Origin of the sequence: Aquiflexum gelatinilyticum, from assembly GCF_024741135.1 — a bacterium.
In the GTDB taxonomy this organism is placed as follows: domain Bacteria; phylum Bacteroidota; class Bacteroidia; order Cytophagales; family Cyclobacteriaceae; genus Cognataquiflexum; species Cognataquiflexum gelatinilyticum.
On record NZ_JANSUY010000007.1, the window covers coordinates 83,920 to 110,195 of the forward strand.

A 26,276-nucleotide genomic window follows, 5' to 3' on the forward strand; every position below is an offset into this window, starting at 1 on the left:
ACTTCTTTTTAAGAAAATCACTTTCCTTTCATCACTTCTGAGTCCCATGCATGGTCGTTGAGTGTGAACTTTCTATGGAGTTCAGATGAAAGTAATGCCTCCTGCATTTCAATCTGTCTCCTTACTGCGGAAATATATTCTTTTTGGTCGTGTTTTACTTTGACCAATTCACTTAAAGCTGATTCATCATATTTCAGGAAACTTTGCCCCAAGCGGTGGACAGTATGGGACCGAAAACCAAGTTTTGTCAGGACTTCCTTTCCTAACCTGATCGATGTATCCAGATGTTCCCTATAAATATTGGGTACATCCATTTCCATCAATTCGAATGCATCCACTCTGTTTTTTGCACGGATCATCATTTCCAGATTTGGGAAATGTTTCTTTACCATCTCGACCAATAGGTAATTGGTTTCGGGGCTGTCTATGGCAGAAATGAGGATTTTGGCATCGTGGGCCCCTGCAGCTTCCAACAAATCTGCCCGTGTGGCATCTCCGTAATACACCTTAAATCCCATTTTTCTTAAAAGGTCCACCCTATCAGAATCATTGTCCAAAATAGTCGCCTTTACACCGTTGGCTCGGAGAAATCTCCCGATGGTGCTTCCAAAATGTGAAAAGCCGACGATGATCACGCTGTGTTTTTCCTCAACTGTATCTGCTTCTTTTTCCTCTTTTTCCAAAGTTCCAACCCGGGGAAGGATCAATTTTTCGTTCAATAATATTAATAGAGGAGTTACTGTCATACTGATGGCAGTAATGGCCATGAGCATTTCGGTGGTGGGTTTGTCCAAAATTTGTAGCTGACTCGCAAATGAATAAGTCACAAAAGAAAACTCACCCACCTGACTTAGGTCTATCGAAAAGATAAGGTTTTGGTCCAAACTGAGTCTCGCGTATTTGCCGATTCCGATCAAAATCAATGTTTTGATCAAAAGGATCCCCAAAGTGATGGAAATGATCAAACCTGCATTTTCGCCGATCAGTCCAAAATTGATGGATGCACCGACTGCGATGAAAAACAATCCCAACAACAATCCCTTGAAGGGATCCAAATCACTTTCCAATTCATGTTTGAATTCTGAATTGGCCAAAACAACTCCTGCCAAAAAAGTACCCAAAGCAGGACTGAGGCCTACCAATTCCATCAGAAAGGCGATGCCGACCACGATTAGCAAGGCTGAGGCAACAAACAACTCTCTCAACCGTGTTCTTGCGATGATCCTCAATATTGGTACAAAAGCATACCTACCCAACAAGACCACCAAACCCACTGCGCCGATTACGAATAAGGTCTGAATCCATCCGGCAAACTGCTCGACAGGACTTCCATGATGATCACTTGATAGGGCTTCGCCTGCGACCACCAACAATGGAATGATAGCCAACATCGGAATCACCGCAATGTCCTGCATCAGAAGAACCGCAAAAGAGTTTTTTCCGGCTGCGGAATCCAATTGGTTTTTTTCTTTTAAAGACTGCAATACTATCGCAGTAGAGGAAAGGGATAGGGACATAGAAACAGCCAGCGACACTTGCCATGAAAATCCAAAACCAACCATGATCCCAAAAAAAGCCACTGTTGTAAGCAAAACTTGAGACAATCCGATCCTTGTAATCATGGCGCGCATTTGCCAGAGTTTGGCAGGTTCTAATTCCAGACCTATTAGAAAAAGCATCATGACCACGCCAAATTCCGCAAAATGCATGATGTCTTCCCCTTCCTCCCCAATAAACTCAAGGACATAAGGTCCGATGATGATTCCTGCCAATAAATAACCCAATACAGATCCCATCCCTAATTTTTTGGCTATAGGAACGCAGATGATTGCTGCTGCCAGATAGATGATGGCTTGAAATAAAAAACTGTCTTCCATGGCTTATATGCTAAGTTGGTTCAAACTGTCCATCGATATTATTTCCTCAGAAATTGATGTGGAATCACGAAGAAAGATCAGCAATCTTCGGTAAGTTTCACCGACAGATTTCAATTCTTCATTAATTATTTTGTGGGTACCATTGACTTGAAATGGCGGAAGGTAAGTCATGTTACAAAGTTTGGCTGTCTGATAAAAAGGCAAGAAAAATTCCTTAATAGTAAATCCGTGTTTACCTTCTTTAGAATATGCATCCTTGGCACCGCCCGAACTCACTGCGTTGAGTATGTATTTTCCTTTTAGAAATACTCCTCCTGGTCCATAGGCCCATCCAAATTCCAAAACCAAATCAATCCATTGCTTGAGTAATGGTGGAGCTGAATACCAATAGACCGGATGTTGCCAGATGATGATATCAGCCATAATCAGGGTTTCTTGCTCAGTCTGAACATCAATGTTAAAATCTGGATACAATTCATATAAGTCCCTGATTTCGACATTTTCAAGATTTGAAACCGCATTGACCAAAGTTTGAGTCACCACTGAATGCTCGTATTTTGGATGTGCCAATAAGATCAGTACTTTTTTCATATTTATTAAAAACAAAATTCCGGTATTCTCATTTGGAAAATTTCCAAACCACGATTTGGCCAAGCAACATAGTTCATCAAAGTCTTAATCCATTAAATATCCGACTCGAATTCAATTCATCAATTAAGCCCCTTAGGGACCTTTCCATGATACTGATATCGTTTTTGGTATGCCTCGGCCAAAGCAAGGATTTTGGCTTCGTCAAAATAATTGCCTACCAAAGTGATGCTTGTCGGCCTTCCTTTTTTATCAAATCCATTTGGTACACTGATTACAGGATGACCTGTAAGGTTGGTGATGAGCATCTGCCTTCCTCCAAAAGTAGGAGAGATAACGACATCATAATCTTTAATCAGCCTGTGCATTTCTTCAATTAGCATCCTTCTATGCCGGTTTGCCTGAAGGTATTCTACAGCAGGAATAAACCTGGACTGACGAAGGGAATTTGCCCTTGAACCTTTGTCTTGCTCTACCATCAAGCTATCTCTTCCAGACAAAATCAATTGATCAAAAAATGCTCCCGATTCAGCTCGGAGAATGATATCAAATACGTTGAAAGGATAATCCTTTGGCAATTCTACTTTTCCCAGGTTAATCCCCATTTTTCTAAATTCTTCCAAAGTCCGTTGGTTATGGATATGGTTTGAAGAAGTATCCGATTCAAATTGGCTGTAGAAGTAACCGACCTTTAGGTCTTTCAAGTCTGCTTCACTTAACAATTCAAAGCTGACATTTTGGACAGAGCGGTCCTTGCCATCCTGCCCGCGGATATAATCATATACAACGGCACAATCAGCAGCATACCTGCACATCGGTCCTACTTTGTCCATACTCCATGAAAGCGTCATAAAACCTGACCTGCTCACTGCTCCAAAAGTAGGCCTCAATCCGGTCACTCCGCATCGAGTGGAGGGTGAAACAATCGACCCGAGTGTTTCTGTTCCTATTGAAAATCCTACCAATCCTGCCGAGGTAGCCGAACCTGAACCTGCAGATGAACCTGTAGCTCCTTGCGTCAGGTCCCAAGGATTTTTGGTTTTCCCGCCAAACCATACATCTCCTCTTGCCAAGCTACCTGAGACAAGTTTGCCCAAAAGGACTGCTCCTGCTTCTTCCAGCTTTAAAGCCACGGTAGCTGTTTCGTTGATGACTTGATCTTTGTATGGTGCTGCGCCCCAAGTTGTAGGGTAATCCGGAACTGCTGCAAGGTCTTTGATTCCATAAGGAATGCCATGCAGCGGCCCTTTGTAATTTCCCGAAGCAATCTCTTCATCTGCCTTTTGGGCTTGGGACAAAGCCAAATCCTCAGTCACGGTAATAAATGCCTGCAGTTTTGGATCGTATTTTTTTATTCTTTCAAGGTAAATCTTTGTTAACTCAACCGATGAAATCTGTCCTGATTTGATCAAACCGGCTAAATCCATGATTGCCATAAAAGCTATCTCTTCGGGATTTTTTGGAAGTTTTATGTTTTCATTTACCTTCCATTCTACCAATCCTGAGCTAGTTTTGAAATTCAAATCCAAGGGGTAGGGATCAAATGAAACAGCAGGCTCAAGGTTATTGTACAAAGAAAAAGTCCGCATGCTGTCAAATCCTTTGCGGTTGCCTTCAAGGTAAGATAACATGGTGTCAATTTCTGCGTCATTAAAGTTCAGATTGAAAAGCCTTTGAGCAGCTTTGACATCTTCCCTTCCAATAGATGAAGTGTTTTTAGCAAGGACAAAGCCAACTATAACTCCAAATAAGGCGCCTAGGAGAATCAGTAATCCAAATTTATTTTTCATTCTTTTTTATAAGGATAACAAATGGTCACTGAAAGAGGGGGGGGGATCCTTGCAGAAATGATTAAAATAAAATCAACTTACCTGTTTACAAAAGGGAGATTTAACGGAAGTATTATTTGGTATTTAACCTTCGAATCCGATTTTTTTATGGCTTCCATCGCAAAAAGGTTTGTTTCCTGAAGCCCCACAACGGCAAAAAGCCGTCACTTTGAATTTCTTTTCAGATTTTCCATCCTTGAATTTGACTTCAATATTGCCATAGACCATCAGAGGGCCATTTGGCATTACTTCTACAAGCTGCTCAGAAGAAGCACTTTCTAACTCTCTGGCTTCATCGTTATAATAAAATCCCAAAGCCCCTGATGGACATTTCTTGATTTGTGAGACAATCGCTTCGGTATTCGCTCCATTTTGGTCAATCCAAGGCCTTTTTTCGAAATTAAAAACCCCTGGCAGCCCGGTTACGCAGTTTTTGGAATGGATGCATTTGTCAGGTTCCCAAGTGATGGTGACTTCTCCGTTTGAATATTCTTTCTTGATCATGATTTGTGGTTTTGGTGTAGTATTGGTTTTAATTTAATAAATTATTTCAAACCAATACATCTCTTAAGTCCTTATTTCTTGCAAATACTCCACGGGCGAATGGGCAGAGAGGAAGGATTTTTATATTGTTTTGCCTGGCAAACTCTACTCCTGCAACCACAAGTTTTTTACCAAGGCCGGTACCGTTATAGGCTGGGCTGACTTCTGTATGGTCGATGATGATTTTGTCTTCACCGGCTATCGAATAGGTCATTAGACCTGCTTGGATTCCATTGTCGATGGCGGTGAATTTACCTTTGTTTCCGGATTCTGTTTGAATTATTTCCATGGTGTAGTTGTGGTTTGGTGCAGTTGTTACCAATTTAATGTATTTTGGGCTTTTCTTGCCTTATTTTAGAATTGTATTTCAAACACAAAACAATAGGTAAATAATTCAAAAAAATGAGTATCTTTTACCAATTATTCTATTGTTTGAATTAAATCCAAATTATGTTTGAACTCACGTTTTTTATGGATGCTTTTTTTTCGGTCCATTCCTTATATACCAAAAATTCTGTTCTTGGGTTTGTTACCAATCAGGATGAATCCGCCCTTCAGATAGAAAGAGCAGTACTTTTAGCATTGGTTCCGGTGGTGGTGGCATTCTCTTTTATTGTATTTGTTTTTTACCGTGCTAAAAGGGAGTCCTTTTTTAAGCAAAAAGAAACAGAAATGAAACTCGCCGTAGCCCAGGTAGAACTCAAGGCCCTTAGGGCACAGATCAATCCGCATTTTATTTTCAACTGCCTCAATTCCATCCACCATTACATGCATCAGCAAGATGCTGCAGTGGCAGGAAGCTACTTGGTGAAGTTTTCCCAACTGATCCGACATGTCCTGGAAAGTTCCACCCAAAGGATCGTACCCTTGGTCGATGAAATAGAAGCCAATAAGATATACATGCAGTTGGAGCAATTGAGAATGAATAACTCTTTCGAATTCAGCATATTATGGACGTCTGATATCAATCCCGATGAAGTTTGTATCCCACCGATGTTGATCCAGCCATTTTTGGAAAATTCCATTTGGCATGGCATCTCAAGCGGTGGGAAAGTCGAAGTGGAGTTTGGGATAAAGGACCCGGACCATATCCTTTGTACCATCAAAGACAATGGAAAAAAGCAGCATGTAAAATCAGAGATTGATCTTTCGACCAAAGTTAAAAAGACTTCACTCGGGATGTCGCTGATGCGGGAGCGGTTCGAAACCCTCAATCAGGTGAGTTCGGGCAAAGCCGAATTTACATTTTTGGAAAGAGAGGATGGAGTTCCCGGAAAGCAGGTAATAATTACAATACCTTTTGAAGTTTAAAGATTTTTATGAGATACAAAGTATTGATATTGGAAGATGAAATTCATGCTCAGCAGACTCTTGCCGGGTATTTGGGTGAACATGCAGATTTTGAACTGGTAGGAATAGCAAATGGTATCGGGGAAGTGCAGGACATGGTGGACCGACTTCAGCCTGATCTTGTTTTCAGTGACGTCATGTTGCCCCCATATACCTCTTTCGATTGGTTGCAGACCTTGTACCATTTTTCTTTTGAAATCATTTTTACGACATCTTTTGAAGAATATGCCATCAAGGCCTTTAGGATGGCTGCTGTGGATTACCTGCTGAAGCCCATAGACAAAACTGAATTTGAAAAGGCGTTGGATAAATTCAGACAAAAGAAAAAATCTGGGGAAGAAACAGGGAACCTTGTTCAATTGATCAATAACCTGAAGGAAAAAACCAATCAGACGAGAATCGCTTTGCCGACCATGACAGGATTTTTGTTTGTTGCGATCAAGGACATCGTCAGATGCGAGTCGGACAATACCTACACGACCTTTTATATGTCAGACAAAAGAAAGCTTGTGGTTTCCAAGACTTTGAAGGATTGTGAACAGCTGCTTCAGGATTACCGCTTCTTTAGGGTACACAATTCCCATCTGATCAATCTGGAATTTATCACAGAATATATCAAAGGCGAAGGTGGCTTGGTCAAAATGGTGGATGGATCACATGTAGATGTGTCAAGGCGCAGGAAGGAAGAGTTCCTAAAAGTGATTCGGTAGATCTTGCCGAAATCGTGTCTTATTAGACCGTTTTCTAAATATCAACAGCCGAATTCTAATTGTCGATTTCTGATTCCTTTACCAATGGATAGATTTAGAATATTCTTTTTGGTGGTATGGCAAAGCTGGTAATATCGACTTTTATAGGCAATGGCAAAATGAGATTGTACCTCGATGACAAAGTCATTTTGACCGATTCGGATGCTGCTACTGTTGAGCTTGAAGAGGAAAAAGAATATGTTGTCCATTGGTTTGTGAATGGCGATGCCGACACAAGCTATTCGATTACCATCTCCTCACCAAAAGAAGCCGAATTCCAACTTACCCGCAGAATTGGCAAAGGAGGGAAGGATTGTGGAGGGATAAGGTTTTGAAATAAATTTTAAATAAATAAATAAAATAAAACTATGCGACGTAAACCATTTTTGACTGAACCCATATCTTATCTAGAAGCAGGTAAATACCTTGCCGACATTAAAGATGGTACCCTTCGAAATGTTTATAAAACACACTTAGGAGGAACTTTTAAGTACAATAAACTTAAGAAATTTTCTGAACTAGAGGGATTTTCAGGTCTAATGTTTTGGTTTTGCCTTGATCAGAATAATTTATTCCTTGCCTACGAACCGAAATTTAATTTTGTTTATCCAAAAAATGATGTCGTTTTTTCTGAAAATCTTCAGCCGGAGCAGGATAATTTGATAAAACCTGGAAGAGACCCTTTTGGGGTTGATTTAAATGGAATAAGTAATTATGTCCAATTTATAAAGAACCATTCTCGAGCTACACATCTTCGTGATAAAAGTATACCAAAAAGCAAAGTTAAAGAGCTAAAAGATAATTATGTAAAAGACCCAAAATTTAAAAACCACCAGAAATATGGTCATGCATATTTCGGGAATGAAGAAGGATATGTCACCAATTTTTTGAATATTGACGGGATCAAAAATGTGAGGTACTATTTTGGATACGGAACATCCTATGTTCCAAATTACATTAGATTGATCCTTGTTCCGGTCGATTCAAGAGGAGAAAATATTCAGTTTAAGAAATCAGGACGTTCCGGTGAACTCCTCCAAAAATCAACTCCTCCACCCCCAAATCAATAATTCTGTTTTGGATATTGATCTCAAACATTTATTAAGGTTAAGTTCCATATTGGCGATTCTATTTCCAATACTCGTATGCGCTTTGACTCTCAAAAAAGGCAGCAGGGAAATCCGGCTGTTTTTTTTGTTTTTATTTATTGGATTGTTGGCTGATTTAACCATGTATGTTTTTAATCAAATCGGATTAGGTGATAAAAATAAGTTCGTATATAATTTTTACTCACTCATAGAGGCTTTGTTTTTTATTTACCTGATCAAAACTTATGTCAAAAATGTAAAAGCCGAAGGGCTTGCCAACACCCTATTTATATTCACTCCAATTTTTTGGGTTTCCCTTCAGGTTTTAAGATGGTTTTTTCCTATCCAGCAATATTACCCGGGCTTGGTTTTTGATTTGTATTACGAGATTTCATTCTCTTTCTTGGCAGGAATTGTATTGCTTGAAATGGTAGAAAAATATGATTCTGTTTCTGATAAACCGATGTTTTGGATCTTTCTCGGCATCTTTTTTTACTGCTTTTGTACCTTCTTTATCGCAACATTTTTGAACACTGAACTTTCAAAAAATCTTTGGTTCCTTCATAATGTTTTCAACATCATCACTTATGGTTTTTATACAGTTGGTCTCTGGAAGTACTATAAGACCCAAAAACTGAATCTCATAAAAAAGGAAACTTAAAAAATTGGAATTATCAGATTAATACTATCATGGTACAGGAATGGGGTTTTTATTTGCAGTTAATATCCACCTTCTCGGTATTGTTTCCTCTCGTTATTGGTTTGCTTTATTTCCAAGAAATCGGCTCCGTTTTCAGATACTTTATTGGTTTTCTGATTGTTGGATTTGCGGTAGACTTGGCAGGTTGGATGTTTTACATAATAGAAAACGACTGTGGAAATCATGTGGTGAGATATGCTTACAACCTTTTTGAGCCTTTATTTTTGATATGGTTTTTGATGCATTTGGGTTCAAATAGCAAATTGAAGTTTCTTCTCATAAATGCTTGGATGATAGTTCTTCCTTTATGGTTGATATCGGTATTCTTCAATGACTTCTTCTCGGTTTATAAAACCATCACACAAATCTTTATTGCTTTTATTTCTTGTTTCTGCATTTTGGAGGTTATAGAAAAGGATTCCAAGATAATGAGTAGCCTAGCATTTTGGATTCTGTTTGGGATATTTTTTTACAATTTCTGCACCTTCTTTTTTATGAGTTTTGTGAATACGGCCTTGGGCTTAGACCTTTGGTATTTACACAATATTGTCAATGTGACGACCAACCTGATTTATTTTTTCGGTTTTTGTTTTTCATTTAGGTCCATTTCCAAATTAGGCCATAATTAGATTTTTGCAGAATTTTAATAATGTGCCAAATGAAGAAAAATCTTAACGGGTACTTTTGGCATAAATTGGGATGAATTCGAAGAAATCTCATTTTCAGTAATGATTACAATAATACGGTCTTTGGCTACAATCAATTTTACAAATACCTGCTTTTCACCACCATCAGCTTTTCTCTTGTCATTTCCCTCATAGTATAAGGTATTCCTCCCAATCCTTCTCCTGAAGCATCCCTGCCACCAAATGGCATCCAATCCACCCTGAATGCCGTATGGTCATTGACCATCACCGCGGTGGCATTGAGTTTTTGGACGGTATCAAATGCAACGTCAATGTTTTTGGTAAATACAGCCGCCTGAAAATGGTAATCCAAAGCATTTGCGAGACGGATGGCCTCTTCTCGGTCGGAATAAGGATAGACACTTACAACCGGACCAAAAATCTCTTCTTTTGATACTTTGGAATCTTGAGATGGATTCCATAATACGGTCGGTTCATAGCATGTCGCAGAAATCCTCTTGCCGCCGCACAAAATCTCAGCACCGTGTTTTTTGGCTTCTTGAACCCATTCTTCAATGCGGTCGACCTCTTTGGGATGAATCAGAGGCCCAACCTCCGTCATTTTATCCAATGGATCTCCTACTACAAGTTTTTGTGCCTCCGATGCTATTTCTTCAGCCAACTTTCGGGCGATGGATTCATGAGCAAATATCCTCTGAACTGATACACAAACCTGTCCTGCATGATAAAAACCTCCTTTCACCAAAGCGGGTACCATCTCCTTGAAATCTGCATCGGGCTCTACAATTACCGGTGCAGCACCGCCATGTTCGAGGGCACATCTTGTGCCGGGAGCGAGCTTGGATTTGAGATACCAACCCACTTTTGCGGAACCGATAAAGGTTAGGTAATTGATCCTTTTGTCCGTAACCAGCAATTCGGAAGCCTCATTGTCCATGACCAATACCTGAACCCAATCTTTGGGTACTCCGGCTTTGTACAAAATCTCAACAAATGCCAGGCAAGTCAATGGGGTAGTGGAAGCAGGCTTGACTATCACAGGGCAGCCTGCTGCAAATGCTGTTACTGTCTGGTGCACAATGAGGTTTAGAGGATGATTGAAAGCCGAAATCGCGGCTACAACGCCTATGGGTTCACGTGTAGTGAATGCCATTCTGTTGACTGAAGATTGTGTCAATCCCATCGGAATCTGTTCCCCGGTCAATCTCCCGATTTCTTCCGCCGCGATTTTGACACCGTTTATGGCACGCAGCACTTCTACTTTTGAATCCTGATACGGCTTTCCTCCTTCACTGATGGCTGTTTTTGTCAATTCTTCCAAATCATCTTGCATCAATTTTCCTACTTTTTCAAAAATGGCAATTTTTTCATAGGATGGAATCCATTTGGTCCGGTCCGCAAATAAAGTATTTGCTTTTTTTAATGCCTTTTCAACCTCCTCTTTACCCGAAAGGGGTATTTCTTTTAAAAAGGATTGGTCAAATGGAGCGTATACTTTTAAGGTTGTATGGTTCATAGTTTTTCGGTTTTTTCTTTCAACATCACATTTAAAATGGCATGATTCAAGGAATAATCTATCGGAAGATCGATGAGATGCACCGAAGGGATAGTTAAACAATGTTCCAATATTTCCTGAAAATCAGCGTCATTATTGGGCCTGTGTCCTTTGGCCCCATAGCTTTCCGCATATTTAACAAAATCAGGATTATTGTAGTCCAACCCAAAATCATCAAACCCCATATCCTCTTGTTTCCATTTGATCATGCCATATCCACGGTCATTGATTATAATTACTGTAAGGTGCAAACCAAGGCGAACTGCAGTTTCTATTTCCTGTGAATTCATCATAAAACCCCCATCCCCACATACCGCAATGACATTTTTGTCAGGATTGAGCATTTTTGCCATCATCCCGGAGGAAAGACCTGCACCCATGGAAGCCAAAGCATTATCCAAAATCAAGGTATTTGGTTGGTAGCAGGTGTAATTTCTTGCAAACCATATTTTGTAAACACCATTATCCAAGGTGATAATATCCTTGGAATCTAATCTTTCCCTCAACAGGTACACCAACCGCTGAGGTAACATTGGAAATCTTTCATCATGAAAATAGGTGGAAAGGTGTTCACCAACTTCTATTTTAACTTTTTTGAAATAGGCAAAATCCCAATCTTTCTGTTTTTGGATTTTTTCTACCAATTTAAAAACCGATCCTGTGATGTCACCCACCACATTTAATTGTGGAAAATATACCGGATCCACTTCAGCAGGGGAAAAATTGACATGGATTACTTTTTTTCCTTCAGGTTTCATGAAAAAAGGAGGCTTCTCAATCACGTCATGTCCGATGTTAATAATCAGATCCGAATCCTCTATGGCAGCATGAACAAAGTCATTGCTTGACAAGGCAGCTGTTCCAAGGTATTGAGGATGTCGTTCATCAATTACACCTTTTCCCATTTGAGTGGTGAAAAAATAAATACCTGTTTCATCCACAAATTTCCTTAATGCCTCACATGTTACTTTTCTGTTAGCCCCAGCACCTATCAGCAACAATGGTTTTTTGGATTGATGGATCATATCTACTGCAAGATCTAAAGCCACTTCATCAGCCTTTGGGATAATATGGCCTACCACATCAAAGACATGTGATTCACAATCCTCTTGGGCAATATCTTCGGGCAATTCGAGATGCACAGCCCCGGGTCTTTCTTCTATGGCAATTCTAAATGCCTCCCTGATACTTGAGGCTATATGGTTTCCGTTGACTATCTGCTTGGTATATTTGGTTACTGACTGCATCATGTCCACGACATCTATGATCTGAAACCTAGCCTGCTTGCTTTTTTTGATGGGTTTTTGTCCGGTGATCATCAACATGGGCATTGCCCCCAACTGGGCGTATGCTGCGGGTGTCATCAGGTTTGTAGCACCCGGACCCAAGGTAGAGAGGCATACACCCGGTTTTCCGGTCAGCCTACCATAGGTGGCTGCCATAAATCCCGCACCTTGTTCATGTCTAGTCAAAATGAATTTGATGGAGGAATTTTTAAGGGATTGTAACAAGTCAAGATTTTCTTCGCCGGGAAGGGCAAAAATGTATTCAACTCCTTCATTTTCCAATGCCTTGACAAAAAGATCAGATGCTTTCATAAAATAGTTGTGGTTAATTAAAAGTTGTTCTTCTTAGTTATTAACCACAAAAAATCCAAAATAATTTCACCCCCCTAAGATTCAATATGTCAGATTAACGGTTGTTTCAATTTCATTAATCGATTTTTTAATGTTTTGGCCATTATTCGGATAGGCAAAGTATATTGAAAATTTATCTTGGATTAAGAATTTATTTAAATTAGATTTTATATGTAAATAATTGAAAAACAGTATTTTGACTCTAAATAATTAAATTAGTTTCTTTAGTGAAAATTGAATTAAAAATTATAATTAATCTTACTTTTTGCAAATAATATTTTTTTATATTTATAAGTATAATATAAATTTTTATGATCCACCATTTTTACAAAATCATATTATGAACCTTACCAAAAACTTTTATCTTGATGAAATGTTGGCCAGCCAATCTGCTGTTAGGCTTGGCTTTGACGAGCAGTTTACCCCTGACCAAGCTGTTATCGATAACCTTAGGGCATTATGCCTAAACGTCCTGCAACCATTAAGAGATGGACTTCAAAGGGCTATACTTACTAGCAGCGGATATAGGTGCCCAAGAGTCAATCAAGCGATAGGGGGAGCGAAAACGAGCCAACACCTTTTTGGGATGGCCGCTGATATCAATGTAGGCCATTTGACTACAGAACAATTATACCAAAGGATCAAAAAGAGCGGGTTGGTTTTCGACCAGTTGATCCAGGAATTTGACAGATGGGTCCATGTTTCTTATAATCCTGATCTCAATGCCAACCGGCGCCAATGTCTGAGAGCAGTCAAAGAAAACGGAGCAACAAGGTACATTCCTGACTAAAAAATCTCTAAACCAAATAAAGAAAAATACGAGTGTAGGATTCCTTAATAAATTTTGAATTTTACACTCCTGTTATCTCCCTGAATTTGACGCTTTGTCTTTGGCTGAGATCAATTTTTTGACCTGTTTTCATTTCTACCAAAAGTGTGCTGTTGAAGTAAGGCTCGATGTTTTTGATAAAATTCAGGTTTAGGATAAACTGCCTGTTGGCTCTAAAGAAAACTTCCTCAGTCAGTCGGTTTTCCATGTAAGTCAATGATTTGTGAAGCAAGGCTTTTTTGTTTTCAAAATATACCTTCACATAATTTCCCTCGCTTTCTATGAGGTATATATCTCTGATGGGAACGAAATAGCATTTTTCGCCATCCTTGATAAATATCTTTTTATCTATGCCGAGTTTTTCGGATTCATTTGCCTTCTCTGATTGGGTTCTTTTTTGGATTTTGTTGATCGCATCTCTTAGCCTTTCCGGATTTACAGGTTTTAAGATGTAATCCAAGGCATTGACTTCAAATGCCTGTATAGCATATTCATCATAAGCCGTTACAAAAATTACATTGGGGGTTTCTTCAAGGTTTTCAAGCAATTCAAACCCATTCATTCCCGGCATATTAATGTCCAAAAAAATCAAATCCGGCTTTAGGCTGTTGATCATTTCTACTGCTTTTGCTGCGCGGTCGGATGATCCAACGATTTCCAGTTCCGGAAAAACCTTGAGCATGGTCTCCAATTCTTTGATGGCAAGGATTTCATCATCTACCAAAAAACATTTTTTATTCATGGTTTTTATATTTCAATGGATAAATAATAGACACCGATACTTTATTGGGCGATTTGGATTGGAGAAGAAGTTGGGCCTTTTCCCCAAAAAGGTTTTGAAGTCTCTTGGTCGAATTCTTCAGTCCAATACCTTTGTTTTCATTTTCTTTCAGTTCTCCTGTATTACAAACCTCCACTTTCAGAGTGTGGGAATTAGCACTTGAATTGATTTCGATGATTCCCCCGTCAGGAAGCTGCGTAATCCCATGTTTGATGGCATTCTCTGCCAAAGTAAGGATCATAGCAGGAGGCACCTTTGCGTCCAAAGTCTCTTCCTGTAGGTTGATATATACATCTAACCTGTCTCCAAACCTGATTTTTTCAAGTTCCAGATATTTTACGACCTCATTGATCTCATCTGAAATATTGATAAGAGGCGTTTTTTCATAGTTGAGTGTAAAGCGAAGCAATTCACTCAATTTGATAATTGCCTCCCGTGCTTTATCTGTGTCTATAAGCACCAAGGCCTTGATGCTGTTGAGTGCATTGAAAAGAAAATGTGGATTAAGTTGTGATTTGAGCAGTTCCAATTCCGATGTCTTGGCGATGTTTTCCATCAAAAGCTTCTGTTGGGAGATTTCTTGATTTCGCTTCAGAATATGGTAGAGGTAATAAATAATGATCCAAACTACCACATACCTAGCTATGTTCATCATCTGTCCAAGAAACTGGATCAGAAAATCTGTGGTTGAGAATAATTCCGGGCTGGCAAAAATGTATGGAATAAAAAAAGTACACACCATGATCAATGTGATGAAAAAAGTATCCAAAAGAGCCTTTCCCCAAATTTTGGAAAGGCTCTTTTCGAAAACAACAGGTTTGATAAATAATTTTTTGTATAAATGTGAGGCAATCAATCCCGAAACTGCCAAAAGGCAAAACTGGATGAAATAAGCCCAAACAAATTCCCGGATAATAAAGAATGTGTAATTGATAGTTTCGACAAAAACAATCGAAAGCCATCCTACAATCTGCAACAACCAATATTGTTGTTTTTTATTCAGTCTGATTTTTTTCATGAAACCGATTTACCGACAATTGTTCTTTGATCGGTAGTACAAATAACAGGAAAAACCTCAAGAAAAGAATTCCCACAATACAGGATTGCAGGATTCAATGGATGAATGCCTACCTGCCTACAAAATTGACCAAAGTTCCGATTTCATCGATTTCGATGCTGATTTTGTCACCGTCATGTAATGTAAAAGAGTCATCAGGTACGAGACAAGTTCCTGTCATCAGGTAGACACCCGCAGGGAAAGCCATTTCTCTAAAAAGGTAACCTGCCAACTCGGTATGGCTTCTTTTCATTTGGTTGATCGAGATTTCGCCTTCAAAGACTGTTTTGCCAAAGCGCTCGATTTTCATGTGGATTTTGGTGTCAGGATGGATGGGCTTCTCGGGGACAAAAAGGCAAGGACCTATGGCGGCTGCGTAATCATAGCTTTTGGCCTGAGGGAGATAAAGCGGATTTTCTCCTTCGATATCCCTAGAGCTCATGTCATTACCTATAGTGTATCCTGCTATTTGACCTTGGGAATTGATAAATAGGGTCAATTCAGGCTCAGGAACGTTCCATTTGGAATCTTTTCTGATATGGACTTTACCGTTTGGTTGGGCGACGCGGTAGTAGGTGGATTTGAAAAACAGTTCAGGTCTTTCTGCTTCATAGACTTTGGAATAAAATACAGCCGCACCGCTTTCCTTGGATTCTTCCATTCTTGCCTCACGGCTTCTGAAATAAGTGACGCCCGCTGCCCAGATTTCTTGAGTTCCGATAGGTGCGGTGATTTCCTTTGGTGACCAATCGATTTTTTCAGAGTTAGAAACTTCTTCCTTTAGTTTTTGAAAAAGGTTTTCACTGTTGACCAAAGTGTTCCAGTCATTTTCTTTGGATCTAAAAAATTCTGACTCAGATTCTATGATGATGCCTTGAGCGGTTTTGTAAATTTTCATTGTTCAAAGGTTATTAGGTTTGAATTTGAAGTTAAATAATTATAACTGATTCATGGAAGTTAAAATGATGAAAATACTGATTAACCCTTTAAACAGATAAATAAATATGTAGGATGGTGAATATTGGGTGAATCTAAGGATGATGACTCAAAATCTATAATTTTTACCCAGCCTAAAATCTCCATGCATCTGATTAAAAAATTTAGAGCACCTATTTCAAAAGCATCATTTTTTCGTCTTCAAAAACGAAAATTTTCCCGTTGCTCAGTTCGATTTTAAGATCAAAAACCAATTCCAAATTTTCCACCAAAGAAGAATTCCATTTCAGAAACAGCCCGTCTCCTAGATAAATCCTTGGCTCGCTTTTTAAATAATCAGAGATAGTTTCGGCAGAATTTGAAGGATAATTTGAAATCAAAAAATATCCCGAAATGTCAGATCCGATTTCTATGTTTTCTTCGGGTAAAATTCCAAATTGTTTTTTGGTCGTAATCATTATTCCTGTGATGCTTTCTTTTGATACGTTTGGTGCAGGACTACAAGCGATGCCAACTTGGATAAAACCTGATCCAGGAATATAATGCTCATATTGTGAAAGAAATTCAAAATCAGATACTTCAATCAACTTGTAAAAATCCTCCTTTGGATAATAGAAATCAGGGTTGAAGGTTTGGCCCAACAAAAAATCGGTTACCTTAAAATCCTGTATGGAAAAGTCTTTGGGTGGAGCATTATTTCCACACCCACAGGAATCAAGGCATATTATATCACAGGAAACGGGTATGGCACCAAATAGTACAAGGAAAAGGAAAAAGGCTACGAAATTCTTTTGCATGATTTCAATAATTTAATCTTTCTATCAACTTGACGATTTTTTCAACCTTTATGTCCTGCTTTTTTGAATCTAAGATCGCATTGATTTCCTCTTTTTGTTGGGAATCCGAAAGGCTTTTGAATCTTTGATAGGCTTTTGGAGCATCTTGAAGACATTCCAAAATATCATCTGGGATGATTTCCGGAATTTCATCTGTGAAAAGGATAACCTTTACCCATTCTCCAACTTCCTTTTTGATGGCTTTTCTGATTGCTGCTTTGACAGGCAAAAACAATTGTCCGTTACCAAAAGGCATTAGTGTAACATTTTCAAGCTGGAAACCATCGATGCTTCCGCTGACTTTCATCCATCCAAATGGAAATCTTTTTTCTTTTGGGATTTCCGGGAAAAGCACATAAGTCCAAGCTCCTTTTCCATTGAATTTTTGGAGAAGGTAATCATTGTCTATCAAAGGTCTTTTATCCATTGTCGGTTGGAAGCTTGATCAAAATCCCTTTAAATTTAAGGAATTTAAAATTCAATTTTGAATCAATATGGTCCCTTTCTCTTGCGTCTTACTTGCGGAATACTTTAAAAAAACTGCATTTATCTTATTAATTATTTGCCTGATAACAACGACGAACTCCTGCTCAGATAATCCTGACTTGAAGTCAAGAAAGGTTGTTTTGGTGATTTTGGATGGAATTCCTGCTTCGGTGATCGAAAAAGTATCTACACCAAACCTAGACAGTATCGTCACTTATGGCGGGTATTCACGTGCATGGCTGGGAGGAGAAAAAGATGGTTATTCTGAAACACCGACCATATCCGCAGTCGGCTACAACAGCATGCTGACAGGAACCTGGGTCAACAAACACAATGTCAAAGACAATAATATCCAATTTCCCAATTACCATTATTGGAGTGTTTTTCGACATTTTAAGGAAACTTATCCCCAAAGGACCATTGCCATATATTCAACATGGTTGGACAATCGAACCAAATTGCTTGGGGAAGGATTGCCTGAAACAAGCAATTTAAAGTTGGATTACAATTTTGACGGATTAGAACTGGACACAGTCAGGTTTCCCCACGACACCTTGAGCCAATATATCCATGAGATAGATAAATTGGTGGCCTCAAAAGCCGCGGAAGATATCAGCACAAATGCTCCTGATTTGACTTGGGTTTACCTGCAATACACAGATGACATGGGGCATCGCTATGGAAATAGTCCCGAAATGGATGCTGCTGTCCAAGAAGCGGACCGGCAATTGGGAGAAATTTGGAACGCCGTTAGAAATAGGGAAGAAAACCATAATGAGGAATATTTGCTGATAGTGACGACAGACCATGGAAGGGCATCAGGTGGATTTCACCACGGAGGACAATCGGATGAGGAGAGGGAAATTTGGATCGCAACCAATTCCAAATTCAAAAAACGATTCGATTACAACCCTTCCATAGTAGATGTTTTCCCCACTGTGGCAGATTTTCTCGAAATTCCAATTCCAAGAGACCATGCCATGGAGTTGGACGGGGTTTCCTTATTGGGCGAGGTTTCTGCTATTGATCTTTCAGGAAAAATTGAGGGCGGAAGATTGAAAATCAATTGGAAGAATTTGGGAGAAAAACAGGTTGGGAAAGCTTGGATCACCTTTGGAAACCAATTCCGGTATGGGAACAAGGATGCGTATATCCTGCTCGGGGAAGTAAACCTAGAAGATGAATCCGCTGAATTTGACATTTCAAAACACGATTTCCAAAATGCCAAAGTCGTATTGGAAACCCCGACTGGCTTTCTGAATTATTGGGTGAAAAATGCGAATCTATAGGCCAAAAATGTATGATTATACTATTTCATTTGTTAAGAACGGATAGCTGAAGCAGAAATCAAACAAAACCATGATTTCTTAAATAATATCAACAAATATCCAATATCAATCAATATCATTTTAAACAAATATCATGACCGCTTCGCTTAAAGACTTTTACAATTGGTCACAAGACCAAAAATCAACCCATTTGATGCCGGCACTTTTTATCGGTCATGGTTCGCCGATGAATGGCATCGCGGACAATGAATTTTCCAGGCAGTGGTCTATTTTGGGAAAGGAAATTCCAAAGCCTTCAGCTGTTTTGGTTGTTTCGGCACATTGGTTGACAAGAGGGACTTTTATCACGGCAATGGAACATCCTAAAACCATCCATGACTTTGGGGGATTTCCGAAAGAGCTGTTTGAAGTCCAATATCCTGCTCCAGGAAATCCAAATCTAGCCAAGGCAATTTCGGATTTGGTAGTTTCCACCAATATTGAATTCGACCACGAATGGGGATTAGACCATGGAACTTGGACGGTTGTGCGGCACATGTATCCTGAGGCCAATATTCCTGTGCTTCAGTTGAGTATTGATTATTATGAAAGTCCTGAGTTCCACTATCGCTTGGGAAAAGAGTTGAGGGAATTGAGAAAAAAGGGAGTTTTGGTCATTGGAAGTGGCAACATGGTACACAACCTTAGGATGGTGGCTTGGGACAAGTTGAATGAACCTGAGTTTGGTTTTGACTGGGCATTGGAAATGAATACTTTGTTTAAAACCAAAATCGGATCAAAAGACCATCGCGATCTGATAAATTATAGAAATCTTGGGCATGCAGGTAAGCTTGCCATTCCTACACCCGACCATTATTTTCCTCTTTTGTACCTTTTGGGAATTCAGGGTGAAAAGGAGGAAGTTTCTTTTTTTAATGACAAAGCGGTCGGAGGATCGTTGACAATGACTTCGGTAAGGTTTGGTTAGGAATCTTGTAAATGAAATGGTGCATTTTTATTATTAGAAAAAAACTTGAAGTTTTTTTTTAATTTGATCGAGTAAATTCACCAATACTTCTTCCATTATGAAACATTGTTTTGTTAGGTTGTTTTTAATTTTTGCTTTTTTTACCTCTGCACCGTTATTTTCCCAAACCGATTCTATCTTTTTCAAAAACAAAGACCTTTTGATCGGTGAAATCAAATCTATGGACAGAGGTGTCATCACCGTTTCCACCGCTTACAGCAAGGAAGATTTCAAAGTCAAATGGGTACAGGTGGATAGAATTCTCACAAATGTCCCTTTTATAATAACTACTTCTGACGGGATAAGGACCTTTGGAAATGTAATTGGTTCAGAGTCTGGAAAGCTAACTTTCAAACCGGAGAAATCAGAATCTGTTGTCCTCCAACTTTACAATATCATTGGTATCAATAAAGTGGAAACAAGATTTCTTGATAGGTTAAAAGCTGAAATTGATTTGGGTTTTACGGTGGCTAAGGCTAGAAATCAGAGACAACTCACTATCAGAAGCAGGGTAGGTTACCTTACCAAAAAGTGGGCGCTAAGTGGATCATTTAACGTATTGGCCTCAGTCCAAGATGAAACTGAAGCAATTGGAAGAATGGACGCCAACCTAACTTACATATACTTTCTTCAGAAAGATTGGTTTGCTGTAGGCCGTTTGGATTTCCTTTCAAATACAGAACAAAAGCTTGACCTTAGGTCCAATACAAAGTTGGGTTTTGGTAAGTTTATCAAACGTGACAACCATTTGTACTGGAATTTCTCTGCCGGTACCTCCTTTAATAATGAAAGGTTTATGGGTGAGGCCGAAAAGAGACAAAGTGCGGAATCTTGGTTTGGTTCGGAGGTGAATTTGTTTGATGTAGGTGACATTAGCCTTCTTTCCAACGTATATGCATATCCAAGTATCACAGAAAAAGGCAGAGTTAGGGTTGATTATAGAGTGGATTTAAAATACAACTTGCCTTTGGATTTTTATATCAAAACCGGGCTGACATGGAACTATGACAACAAACCAACACCGGGTGCACCTTTACATGATTACGTTTGGCAAACGACTTTTGGATGGAGCTGGAAATAAGTCAAAATTATTTTTTTGATCTGAAATGCAATATTTTTTCTACCAAAGTCAGATTACTTTTTGTCAAAAAGAAATTTTTAATTGGTTATTGCGTCATACCTTTAAAATATATACTTTTCAACATAATTGCTTATCATCCAATGCAATAAAGAATAATTGATTGTTCGTTTTATAGGTAAATAACCTTCTAAATACAATCAATTGACGGATACTTTCAAAATATCTCGCTTTTGAAATTGTTCCGGAAAAAGATGAAAGGGCACGGCAAATTTCTTTTTTAAGTTTAATAAGTACATATGTTTCCAATCAGACCCGGTCAGTACAGACATCTGAAGCCTAAGTATCAAAAGGTCATACCTCCTGATCTGACATCAGGTTTAAAGGCTACTTCCGACCCAAAAGCATATTCCAATGCAAGGTTAAATTACATCGAAGCCGGCTTGGAGCCTTTTTCTGGAGAATTGACTGATGCACATTTGGTACATTTTATCAAAAGGACTCGTTTTGGAGCTACCTTGGAAGAATTGAAAAGATTGAGAGGAAAGTCTCTAAATTTCATCGTATCTGAGTCATTGGCTTCTTTCACTCCATTTACCGAACCGGTCAATAACTACAATGACGTAAGCGAAAACAAAATTGACCCTGAGGTTCCTCTTGGTCAAAGCTTTGTTCAGGCGGCATTCAACAGGGATTTTGAAGGCGATAGGATTGTGGCTCTCAAGTCTTGGATGATTGGTAGGGTTTTAGGCCCCAACAGCGGCATACAGGAAAAAATGGTTTTGTTTTGGTGGAATTTTCTTCCTATCAAGATGTGGGATGTATTTGTAGCCAAATCATGTTACAGATATATCAATATGCTTCACAGGCATGCTTTGGGTAATTTCAAGGAGTTAATCAGAGATCTTACTTTAGACCCTGCCATGCTCGTTTTTTTGAGCGGCGCTTTCAACAACAAAGAAACCCCTGATGAGAATTTTGCGAGGGAACTTCAGGAGCTTTTTTGCATCGGTAAAGGAAAAGATGCAGGGTACAAGGAACAGGATGTACAGGCTGCCGCTAGGGTCCTTACAGGATGGACTGTCAATTGGGACAGTATCCACACAGCTGGTGAGCCCCAATCTTATTTCAATCCGGAAATGCACCATTTGGGAAACAAGCAGTTTTCGGCTTTTTATGGAAATAAGTTGATTTCAGGAAAAGAAGGGGAAGCAGGTGCGGGAGAATTGGATGAAATGCTTGATATGATTTTTGCTACCAATGAATCAGCCAAGCATATCGCTCGGAAGATTTATACTTTTTTTGTAGCCAGTGAGATTACTGAAATGGCCGAAGTCAATGTCATCACGCCTTTGGCAAATATCATCAGACAAAACAATTACAATATTTTGCCTGCAATGACTGCATTGTTTTCCTCAGCTCATTTCTTCCACGAGGAGATTATGGGAGCCTTGATCAAAAGTCCTTTGGATTTTATTCTTGGTTTATGGAGAAATTTTGACATGCCTATTGCCGAAAGTGCCATGGCTGAAAAGGATTTTTATTCTGCTATCCTTTGGGATATGAGCGGAATGGGAATGGAAGTGGGAGATCCCCCCAATGTGGCAGGATGGACACCTTATTATCAGGCCCCACAATATGACAAGATTTGGATCAATACTGATACCATCCTCAAAAGGGCTATCGGGTCCGATTCTATGCTGTTTTGGGGTTATTGGATTTCCAATTCTGTCAATATCGAAGCAGACCTTCTTGCCTATGTAAAAGGTTTTACCACACCGGAAGATCCCAATCTATTAATAAAGGAATTTGCACTAGTGAATCTCGGGCTGGAATTGAGCCAATCCCAGATCGATCAGGTAAAAATGCTTCTGCTCAATGGACAGGATCAGGATTATTATTGGACAGGTGCTTGGCTGACACATGCGGCTTCTCCAAATGATCAGGAAAGTGCCATTATCGTGACAAACAGATTGAAACCGGCTTTCCAGCTTTTATTACAAATGGGAGAAGCGCAACTGATGTAATTTTTATGAAAAGAAGGTCATTTATAAAACACGCCGCACATAGTCTTGCCATCCCAAGTTTTTTGGGAGCAATGAGCAACAAAAGCTTTGGACAGACTTTGGATAAATTTTTGCACCTAGCCAATGAAACAGACCGTGCTTTGGTTCTGATTTATCTGGAAGGAGGAAATGATGGACTCAATACAGTAATTCCAATGGCTCACCTCAGCCAACTCAATAAAGTCAGGCCACATGTGGTACTTCCTGAAAGTGGAATTCTACCTGTCGAAGGAACAGACTTTGGTCTACATCCATCACTCTCCGGATTTCAGACTTTGTATGAGGAGGGAAGGCTTCAAGTATTGCATTCCGTAGGATATCCACAGCAGAATTTTTCGCATTTCCGCTCTACAGATATTTGGATGAGCGGATCGGATTCTAATGAATTGATCAATTCAGGTTGGACAGGAAGGTATTTGGAAGCAAAGCATCCCCAGTTTCCGGAAGGATATCCCAATGGAGAAAATCCGGATCCACTGGCGGTGGAAATTGGTTATGGTTCATCCATGCTTTTTCAAGGGGAGAAAGCAGGATTTAGCATGATTATCAACAACACCAACCAGTTTTATCAATTATTGGACAATGAGCAGGAAGAAACTCCTGATACTCCTGCGGGGGATAAACTGAGGTATATCAGGCTTATCGCCGAGCAATCACAAAAATATGGGGCAGTGGTCAGAAGTGCTGCACAGAAAGTTCCGCAACAGAAAGTTTATCCCAATACACGTCTTGGCAATCAACTTAGGGTTGTTTCCAGGCTTATCGCAGGGGGACTGAAGACGCCTCTTTATTTGGTAAGAATGGGTGGATTTGACACCCACGACAATCAGGTGGATGGGGGAGACCATACCCAAGGAGAACATGCGCGATTATTGAAGGATTTAAATGATGCAGTGATGGCATTTATGGCTGACCAAGAGTTTTTGGGAACAGCTGATAGGGTAATGGGAATGACTTTCTCGGAGTTTGGAAGAAGGATAGTCTCCAATTCAAGTGGGGGAACAGACCACGGTGCTTCGGCCCCCTTGTTTATATTTGGTAATATGTCTTATGGTGGATACAAAGGCAACGCACCGCTTATTGATGGATCAGAGGAGTATAGGGATAACATTTCGATGCAACATGATTTTAGACAGGTATATAGCTCATTGCTTACACAATGGTTTGGGTCAGATGCTTCTGTAAACCAAGCCACGATGATGGGGACTTTTGGTGAAATACCTGTTGTAAAAAATGCACTTATTACCTCAATTGAAAAAGAAGAACCGAGCAATTTAAAAGTCTATCCTAATCCGATCAGGGATTTTGCAACGGTAAAGTTTGATGTGTTTTCAGGAAATATCAGAATAGACATCATTGACAGCCAAGGAAGGGAAGTGAAAAAAATCTATGAAGGAATGGCCCAAAACAGGCAGTTCAATCAAAATTTTGATTTTTCTATGTATCCTCCTGGAAGGTATATCCTTCGTGTCATGGATGGTTTTAGAAGGTCAACAGTCCATTTGATTAAGTTATAATAATCCCCATCCGGCTTTGTTCTGAGGGATTTAGAAGATAAAGGTTTATTTTTTTATTTGGTTAGTTTTGGTTAGAAGGAGTCAGTTGGGAGGCTGACTCCTTTCTTTTTTGCCTCGGTCAGTGTCCTCGCTGACCTGTTGAAGGTTTTAAACCGCTTTTTCCAAATGCTTATCCAAAACCTCTCTGATATTTCCTGAAGGTCTTTCCGCAGAGGGATCAATGATTTTTCCTTCTTGGTCTAAAAGGAGGAACCTTGGAATCGCATTTACCATAAAGAATTGGGCAAGCTCAGATTGCCATGCATTGGAAGCAAACCACTGCAGACCATCCATTTTTTTGTTCTTCACCATTTTCTCCCAAGGTTCACGCGTATCATCAATTGACACGGTGAGGAAAGCAACTGGCTTGTCTTTGTATTCTTCTTTTACCTTATCCCAATTGGGATGCTCGGCAATACACGGACCACACCAAGTCGCCCAAATGTCAATATAAACGAGGTTCCCTTTTAAATCACTCAGCTTGACCGAATCACCTTTGATATCAGTAAAAGTAAAATCAGGAACTGTTTTTCCCGGTGAAATGGGATCCCACTTGGCTTTAAGTTTTTCCAGCTTTTCTGCAAACTTTGGCGTAGTGTTTTCAGCTAAAAATTTGCTGTACATATCTTCCACATGTACCGGTCCTCGGTATTCAAGGGTAGATTTCAAGGTTTCAAATTTCAGTTGGTCCTTGATTTCAGGGTTTTTGATCAATGAATCGATTGCCATCCAAGAAACTTTTTCATATTCTTTGACGGTGGTATCTGCTTTCATCATTTCACCTACCAAATTGTTAATCCTTTGGTCTAGGAGATTTTTGTAAGGTGCCACGCCAAGCAGTTCCTTTTGGTCCAAAGGCAATTCATTCAATTTACTTTTGGTATCCTCAACCGGAAAATCCACCGAATCCTGTGGAATTTTATTAATATAGGAATGGTATAACGGATACATTTGATCCATAAATAAGCTTTGGTAGGTAAAATAAGATTCTTCCATTTTTGAAAAAACAGGATCAATATCTTTTCCCACTATAAGCGAATCGTAATTCTCTTTGACTATTGAGATGAGACTGTCTTTTCTTGAAAAATAGGCTTCTTTTTTCAAAGCCATGGTTTCCATGAAATTATCAAGCCCGCTTTCATTGATGGCACGGAATTTTTTTCTCAGGTAGGCATTTTCTTTGGCTTTGTCTCCGGAAGCCATGAACGTTTGTCCAAATTCTTTGGCATCACCTGTGATAAAGATGCTGTCTCCGGGATTGAGGTAGAGACTAAATCTCAAATCTCCATTGGTGAGCAAAAACATTCCCGATTCGGGATAATCAAATTTCAACCGGAAGGTGCCGTCAGATTGTACAGAGTCACTTGCAAGGTCTTCATCAAGACTTGCCATAATTAAAGGAAATTCTGAATTTTCCAGCTTTCCTTGGATTGTGATGCTGCTGTCGACAATTTCAGGTTTTTGGCTACAGGAAAATAAGAGAAAGCTTCCCGCCAATACAGATAAACATAAGTTTTTCATTTGTTTGTGGTTTAGATAGTGGAATAAAATAGGAAATCAAAAGACCTTGGCTGTCAGATGATATCTTTTAAACTTAAAAGTACATTATGGTTTTTGTACAAAAAAATAAAACCGCAGTTATATTGTGCAGGCAGTATAATTTTATGAAAATTTAACCTAAAGGCAAGGTTGTGATGCTTGCCCATTCTTTTTAGGCAATGGGACAAATTTGTATAAATCATGGATTTACCTTTACGTAAAAAAATAAGCATCCACGCGAGTAAATCCAGGAT

General features: G+C 39.3%; 25 protein-coding genes. 12 read left to right on the plus strand and 13 right to left on the minus strand.

Going from position 1 to position 26,276, the window contains the following annotated elements:
- Positions 1-17: 17 nt before the first annotated feature.
- The 5 genes from NU887_RS10710 to NU887_RS10730 all read right to left on the minus strand — a co-directional run bounded on the left by NU887_RS10710 (position 18) and on the right by NU887_RS10730 (position 5,126).
- Positions 18-1,877 carry a monovalent cation:proton antiporter-2 (CPA2) family protein gene (locus NU887_RS10710; RefSeq protein WP_258423359.1) on the minus strand — a complete coding sequence of 620 codons (1,860 nt, stop codon included), beginning with the start codon at positions 1,875-1,877 and terminating at the stop codon, positions 18-20.
- A 3-nt stretch (positions 1,878-1,880) separates the two neighbouring features.
- Positions 1,881-2,468: a glutathione-regulated potassium-efflux system oxidoreductase KefF gene (kefF, locus tag NU887_RS10715; protein ID WP_258423360.1), complete on the minus strand. Its 588-nt coding sequence runs from the start codon at positions 2,466-2,468 to the stop codon at positions 1,881-1,883.
- Between the two features lie 119 nt (positions 2,469-2,587).
- Positions 2,588-4,255, minus strand: a complete 1,668-nt coding sequence (locus NU887_RS10720) for an amidase (protein ID WP_258423361.1) — start codon at positions 4,253-4,255, stop codon at positions 2,588-2,590.
- A gap of 123 nt (positions 4,256-4,378) precedes the next feature.
- A complete protein-coding gene (locus NU887_RS10725) occupies positions 4,379-4,798 on the minus strand; it encodes a (4Fe-4S)-binding protein (protein WP_258423362.1) in 420 nt (139 codons plus the stop codon).
- Positions 4,799-4,844: 46 nt separating this feature from the next.
- Positions 4,845-5,126, minus strand: coding sequence for a GNAT family N-acetyltransferase (locus tag NU887_RS10730; RefSeq protein ID WP_258423363.1), 282 nt, complete (start codon positions 5,124-5,126; stop codon positions 4,845-4,847).
- 161 nt (positions 5,127-5,287) lie between these two features.
- On the opposite strand from NU887_RS10730, the gene NU887_RS10735 reads away from it, so the two are divergent.
- The 6 genes from NU887_RS10735 (at position 5,288) to NU887_RS10760 (ending at position 9,353) form a co-directional block, all read left to right on the plus strand.
- On the plus strand, positions 5,288-6,148 hold the full coding sequence (locus tag NU887_RS10735; protein WP_258423364.1) for a sensor histidine kinase: 861 nt from the start codon (positions 5,288-5,290) through the stop codon (positions 6,146-6,148).
- A gap of 8 nt (positions 6,149-6,156) precedes the next feature.
- The gene (locus tag NU887_RS10740; RefSeq protein WP_258423365.1) at positions 6,157-6,897 is read left to right on the plus strand and encodes a LytR/AlgR family response regulator transcription factor; all 741 of its coding nucleotides are present in this window, start codon (positions 6,157-6,159) and stop codon (positions 6,895-6,897) included.
- A gap of 116 nt (positions 6,898-7,013) precedes the next feature.
- Entirely contained in the window at positions 7,014-7,271 is a 258-nt protein-coding gene (locus tag NU887_RS10745) for a hypothetical protein (RefSeq protein WP_258423366.1), read from the plus strand.
- A 324-nt stretch (positions 7,272-7,595) separates the two neighbouring features.
- Positions 7,596-8,006 (plus strand): hypothetical protein, encoded by a 411-nt coding sequence (locus NU887_RS10750; RefSeq protein WP_258423367.1) that lies wholly within the window; start codon positions 7,596-7,598, stop codon positions 8,004-8,006.
- 82 nt (positions 8,007-8,088) lie between these two features.
- On the plus strand, positions 8,089-8,685 hold the full coding sequence (locus tag NU887_RS10755) for a hypothetical protein (RefSeq protein WP_258423368.1): 597 nt from the start codon (positions 8,089-8,091) through the stop codon (positions 8,683-8,685).
- Positions 8,686-8,714: 29 nt separating this feature from the next.
- Complete coding sequence (locus tag NU887_RS10760) at positions 8,715-9,353, plus strand: hypothetical protein (protein ID WP_258423369.1); 639 nt, start codon at positions 8,715-8,717, stop codon at positions 9,351-9,353.
- 136 nt (positions 9,354-9,489) lie between these two features.
- Here the strand turns inward: NU887_RS10760 and NU887_RS10765 are convergent, their stop codons facing one another.
- Both NU887_RS10765 and NU887_RS10770 read right to left on the minus strand, forming a co-directional pair.
- Entirely contained in the window at positions 9,490-10,887 is a 1,398-nt protein-coding gene (locus NU887_RS10765) for an aldehyde dehydrogenase family protein (protein WP_258423370.1), read from the minus strand.
- Positions 10,884-12,524 (minus strand): acetolactate synthase large subunit, encoded by a 1,641-nt coding sequence (locus NU887_RS10770; RefSeq protein WP_258423371.1) that lies wholly within the window; start codon positions 12,522-12,524, stop codon positions 10,884-10,886. The genes NU887_RS10765 and NU887_RS10770 overlap by 4 nt, the downstream gene beginning before the upstream one ends.
- A 379-nt stretch (positions 12,525-12,903) precedes the next feature.
- Here NU887_RS10770 and NU887_RS10775 point away from each other — a divergent pair, with 379 nt between their 5' ends.
- The gene (locus NU887_RS10775; RefSeq protein WP_258423372.1) at positions 12,904-13,353 is read left to right on the plus strand and encodes a D-Ala-D-Ala carboxypeptidase family metallohydrolase; all 450 of its coding nucleotides are present in this window, start codon (positions 12,904-12,906) and stop codon (positions 13,351-13,353) included.
- A gap of 61 nt (positions 13,354-13,414) precedes the next feature.
- Here NU887_RS10775 and NU887_RS10780 read toward each other — a convergent pair whose 3' ends face one another.
- The 5 genes from NU887_RS10780 to NU887_RS10800 all read right to left on the minus strand — a co-directional run bounded on the left by NU887_RS10780 (position 13,415) and on the right by NU887_RS10800 (position 17,429).
- Positions 13,415-14,134 carry a LytR/AlgR family response regulator transcription factor gene (locus NU887_RS10780; protein ID WP_258423373.1) on the minus strand — a complete coding sequence of 240 codons (720 nt, stop codon included), beginning with the start codon at positions 14,132-14,134 and terminating at the stop codon, positions 13,415-13,417.
- Complete coding sequence (locus NU887_RS10785; protein WP_258423374.1) at positions 14,127-15,191, minus strand: sensor histidine kinase; 1,065 nt, start codon at positions 15,189-15,191, stop codon at positions 14,127-14,129. Before NU887_RS10785 ends, NU887_RS10780 begins: the two co-directional genes overlap by 8 nt.
- 109 nt (positions 15,192-15,300) lie before the next feature.
- A complete protein-coding gene (locus tag NU887_RS10790; protein ID WP_258423375.1) occupies positions 15,301-16,128 on the minus strand; it encodes a fumarylacetoacetate hydrolase family protein in 828 nt (275 codons plus the stop codon).
- 211 nt (positions 16,129-16,339) lie between these two features.
- Positions 16,340-16,963, minus strand: coding sequence for a hypothetical protein (locus tag NU887_RS10795; protein WP_258423376.1), 624 nt, complete (start codon positions 16,961-16,963; stop codon positions 16,340-16,342).
- Between the two features lie 4 nt (positions 16,964-16,967).
- On the minus strand, positions 16,968-17,429 hold the full coding sequence (locus NU887_RS10800; RefSeq protein WP_258423377.1) for a YdeI/OmpD-associated family protein: 462 nt from the start codon (positions 17,427-17,429) through the stop codon (positions 16,968-16,970).
- Between the two features lie 178 nt (positions 17,430-17,607).
- Here NU887_RS10800 and NU887_RS10805 point away from each other — a divergent pair, with 178 nt between their 5' ends.
- The 5 genes from NU887_RS10805 (at position 17,608) to NU887_RS10825 (ending at position 24,444) form a co-directional block, all read left to right on the plus strand.
- A complete protein-coding gene (locus tag NU887_RS10805; RefSeq protein WP_258423378.1) occupies positions 17,608-18,777 on the plus strand; it encodes an alkaline phosphatase family protein in 1,170 nt (389 codons plus the stop codon).
- Between the two features lie 133 nt (positions 18,778-18,910).
- Positions 18,911-19,744 carry a 4,5-DOPA-extradiol-dioxygenase gene (ygiD, locus tag NU887_RS10810; RefSeq protein WP_258423379.1) on the plus strand — a complete coding sequence of 278 codons (834 nt, stop codon included), beginning with the start codon at positions 18,911-18,913 and terminating at the stop codon, positions 19,742-19,744.
- Between the two features lie 97 nt (positions 19,745-19,841).
- A complete protein-coding gene (locus NU887_RS10815; RefSeq protein WP_258423380.1) occupies positions 19,842-20,864 on the plus strand; it encodes a DUF481 domain-containing protein in 1,023 nt (340 codons plus the stop codon).
- A 296-nt stretch (positions 20,865-21,160) separates the two neighbouring features.
- A complete protein-coding gene (locus tag NU887_RS10820) occupies positions 21,161-22,888 on the plus strand; it encodes a DUF1800 domain-containing protein (protein ID WP_258423381.1) in 1,728 nt (575 codons plus the stop codon).
- Between the two features lie 5 nt (positions 22,889-22,893).
- On the plus strand, positions 22,894-24,444 hold the full coding sequence (locus NU887_RS10825) for a DUF1501 domain-containing protein (protein WP_258423382.1): 1,551 nt from the start codon (positions 22,894-22,896) through the stop codon (positions 24,442-24,444).
- A 147-nt stretch (positions 24,445-24,591) separates the two neighbouring features.
- Here NU887_RS10825 and NU887_RS10830 read toward each other — a convergent pair whose 3' ends face one another.
- Positions 24,592-26,004, minus strand: a complete 1,413-nt coding sequence (locus NU887_RS10830; protein WP_258423383.1) for a TlpA family protein disulfide reductase — start codon at positions 26,002-26,004, stop codon at positions 24,592-24,594.
- Positions 26,005-26,276 lie beyond the last annotated feature (272 nt).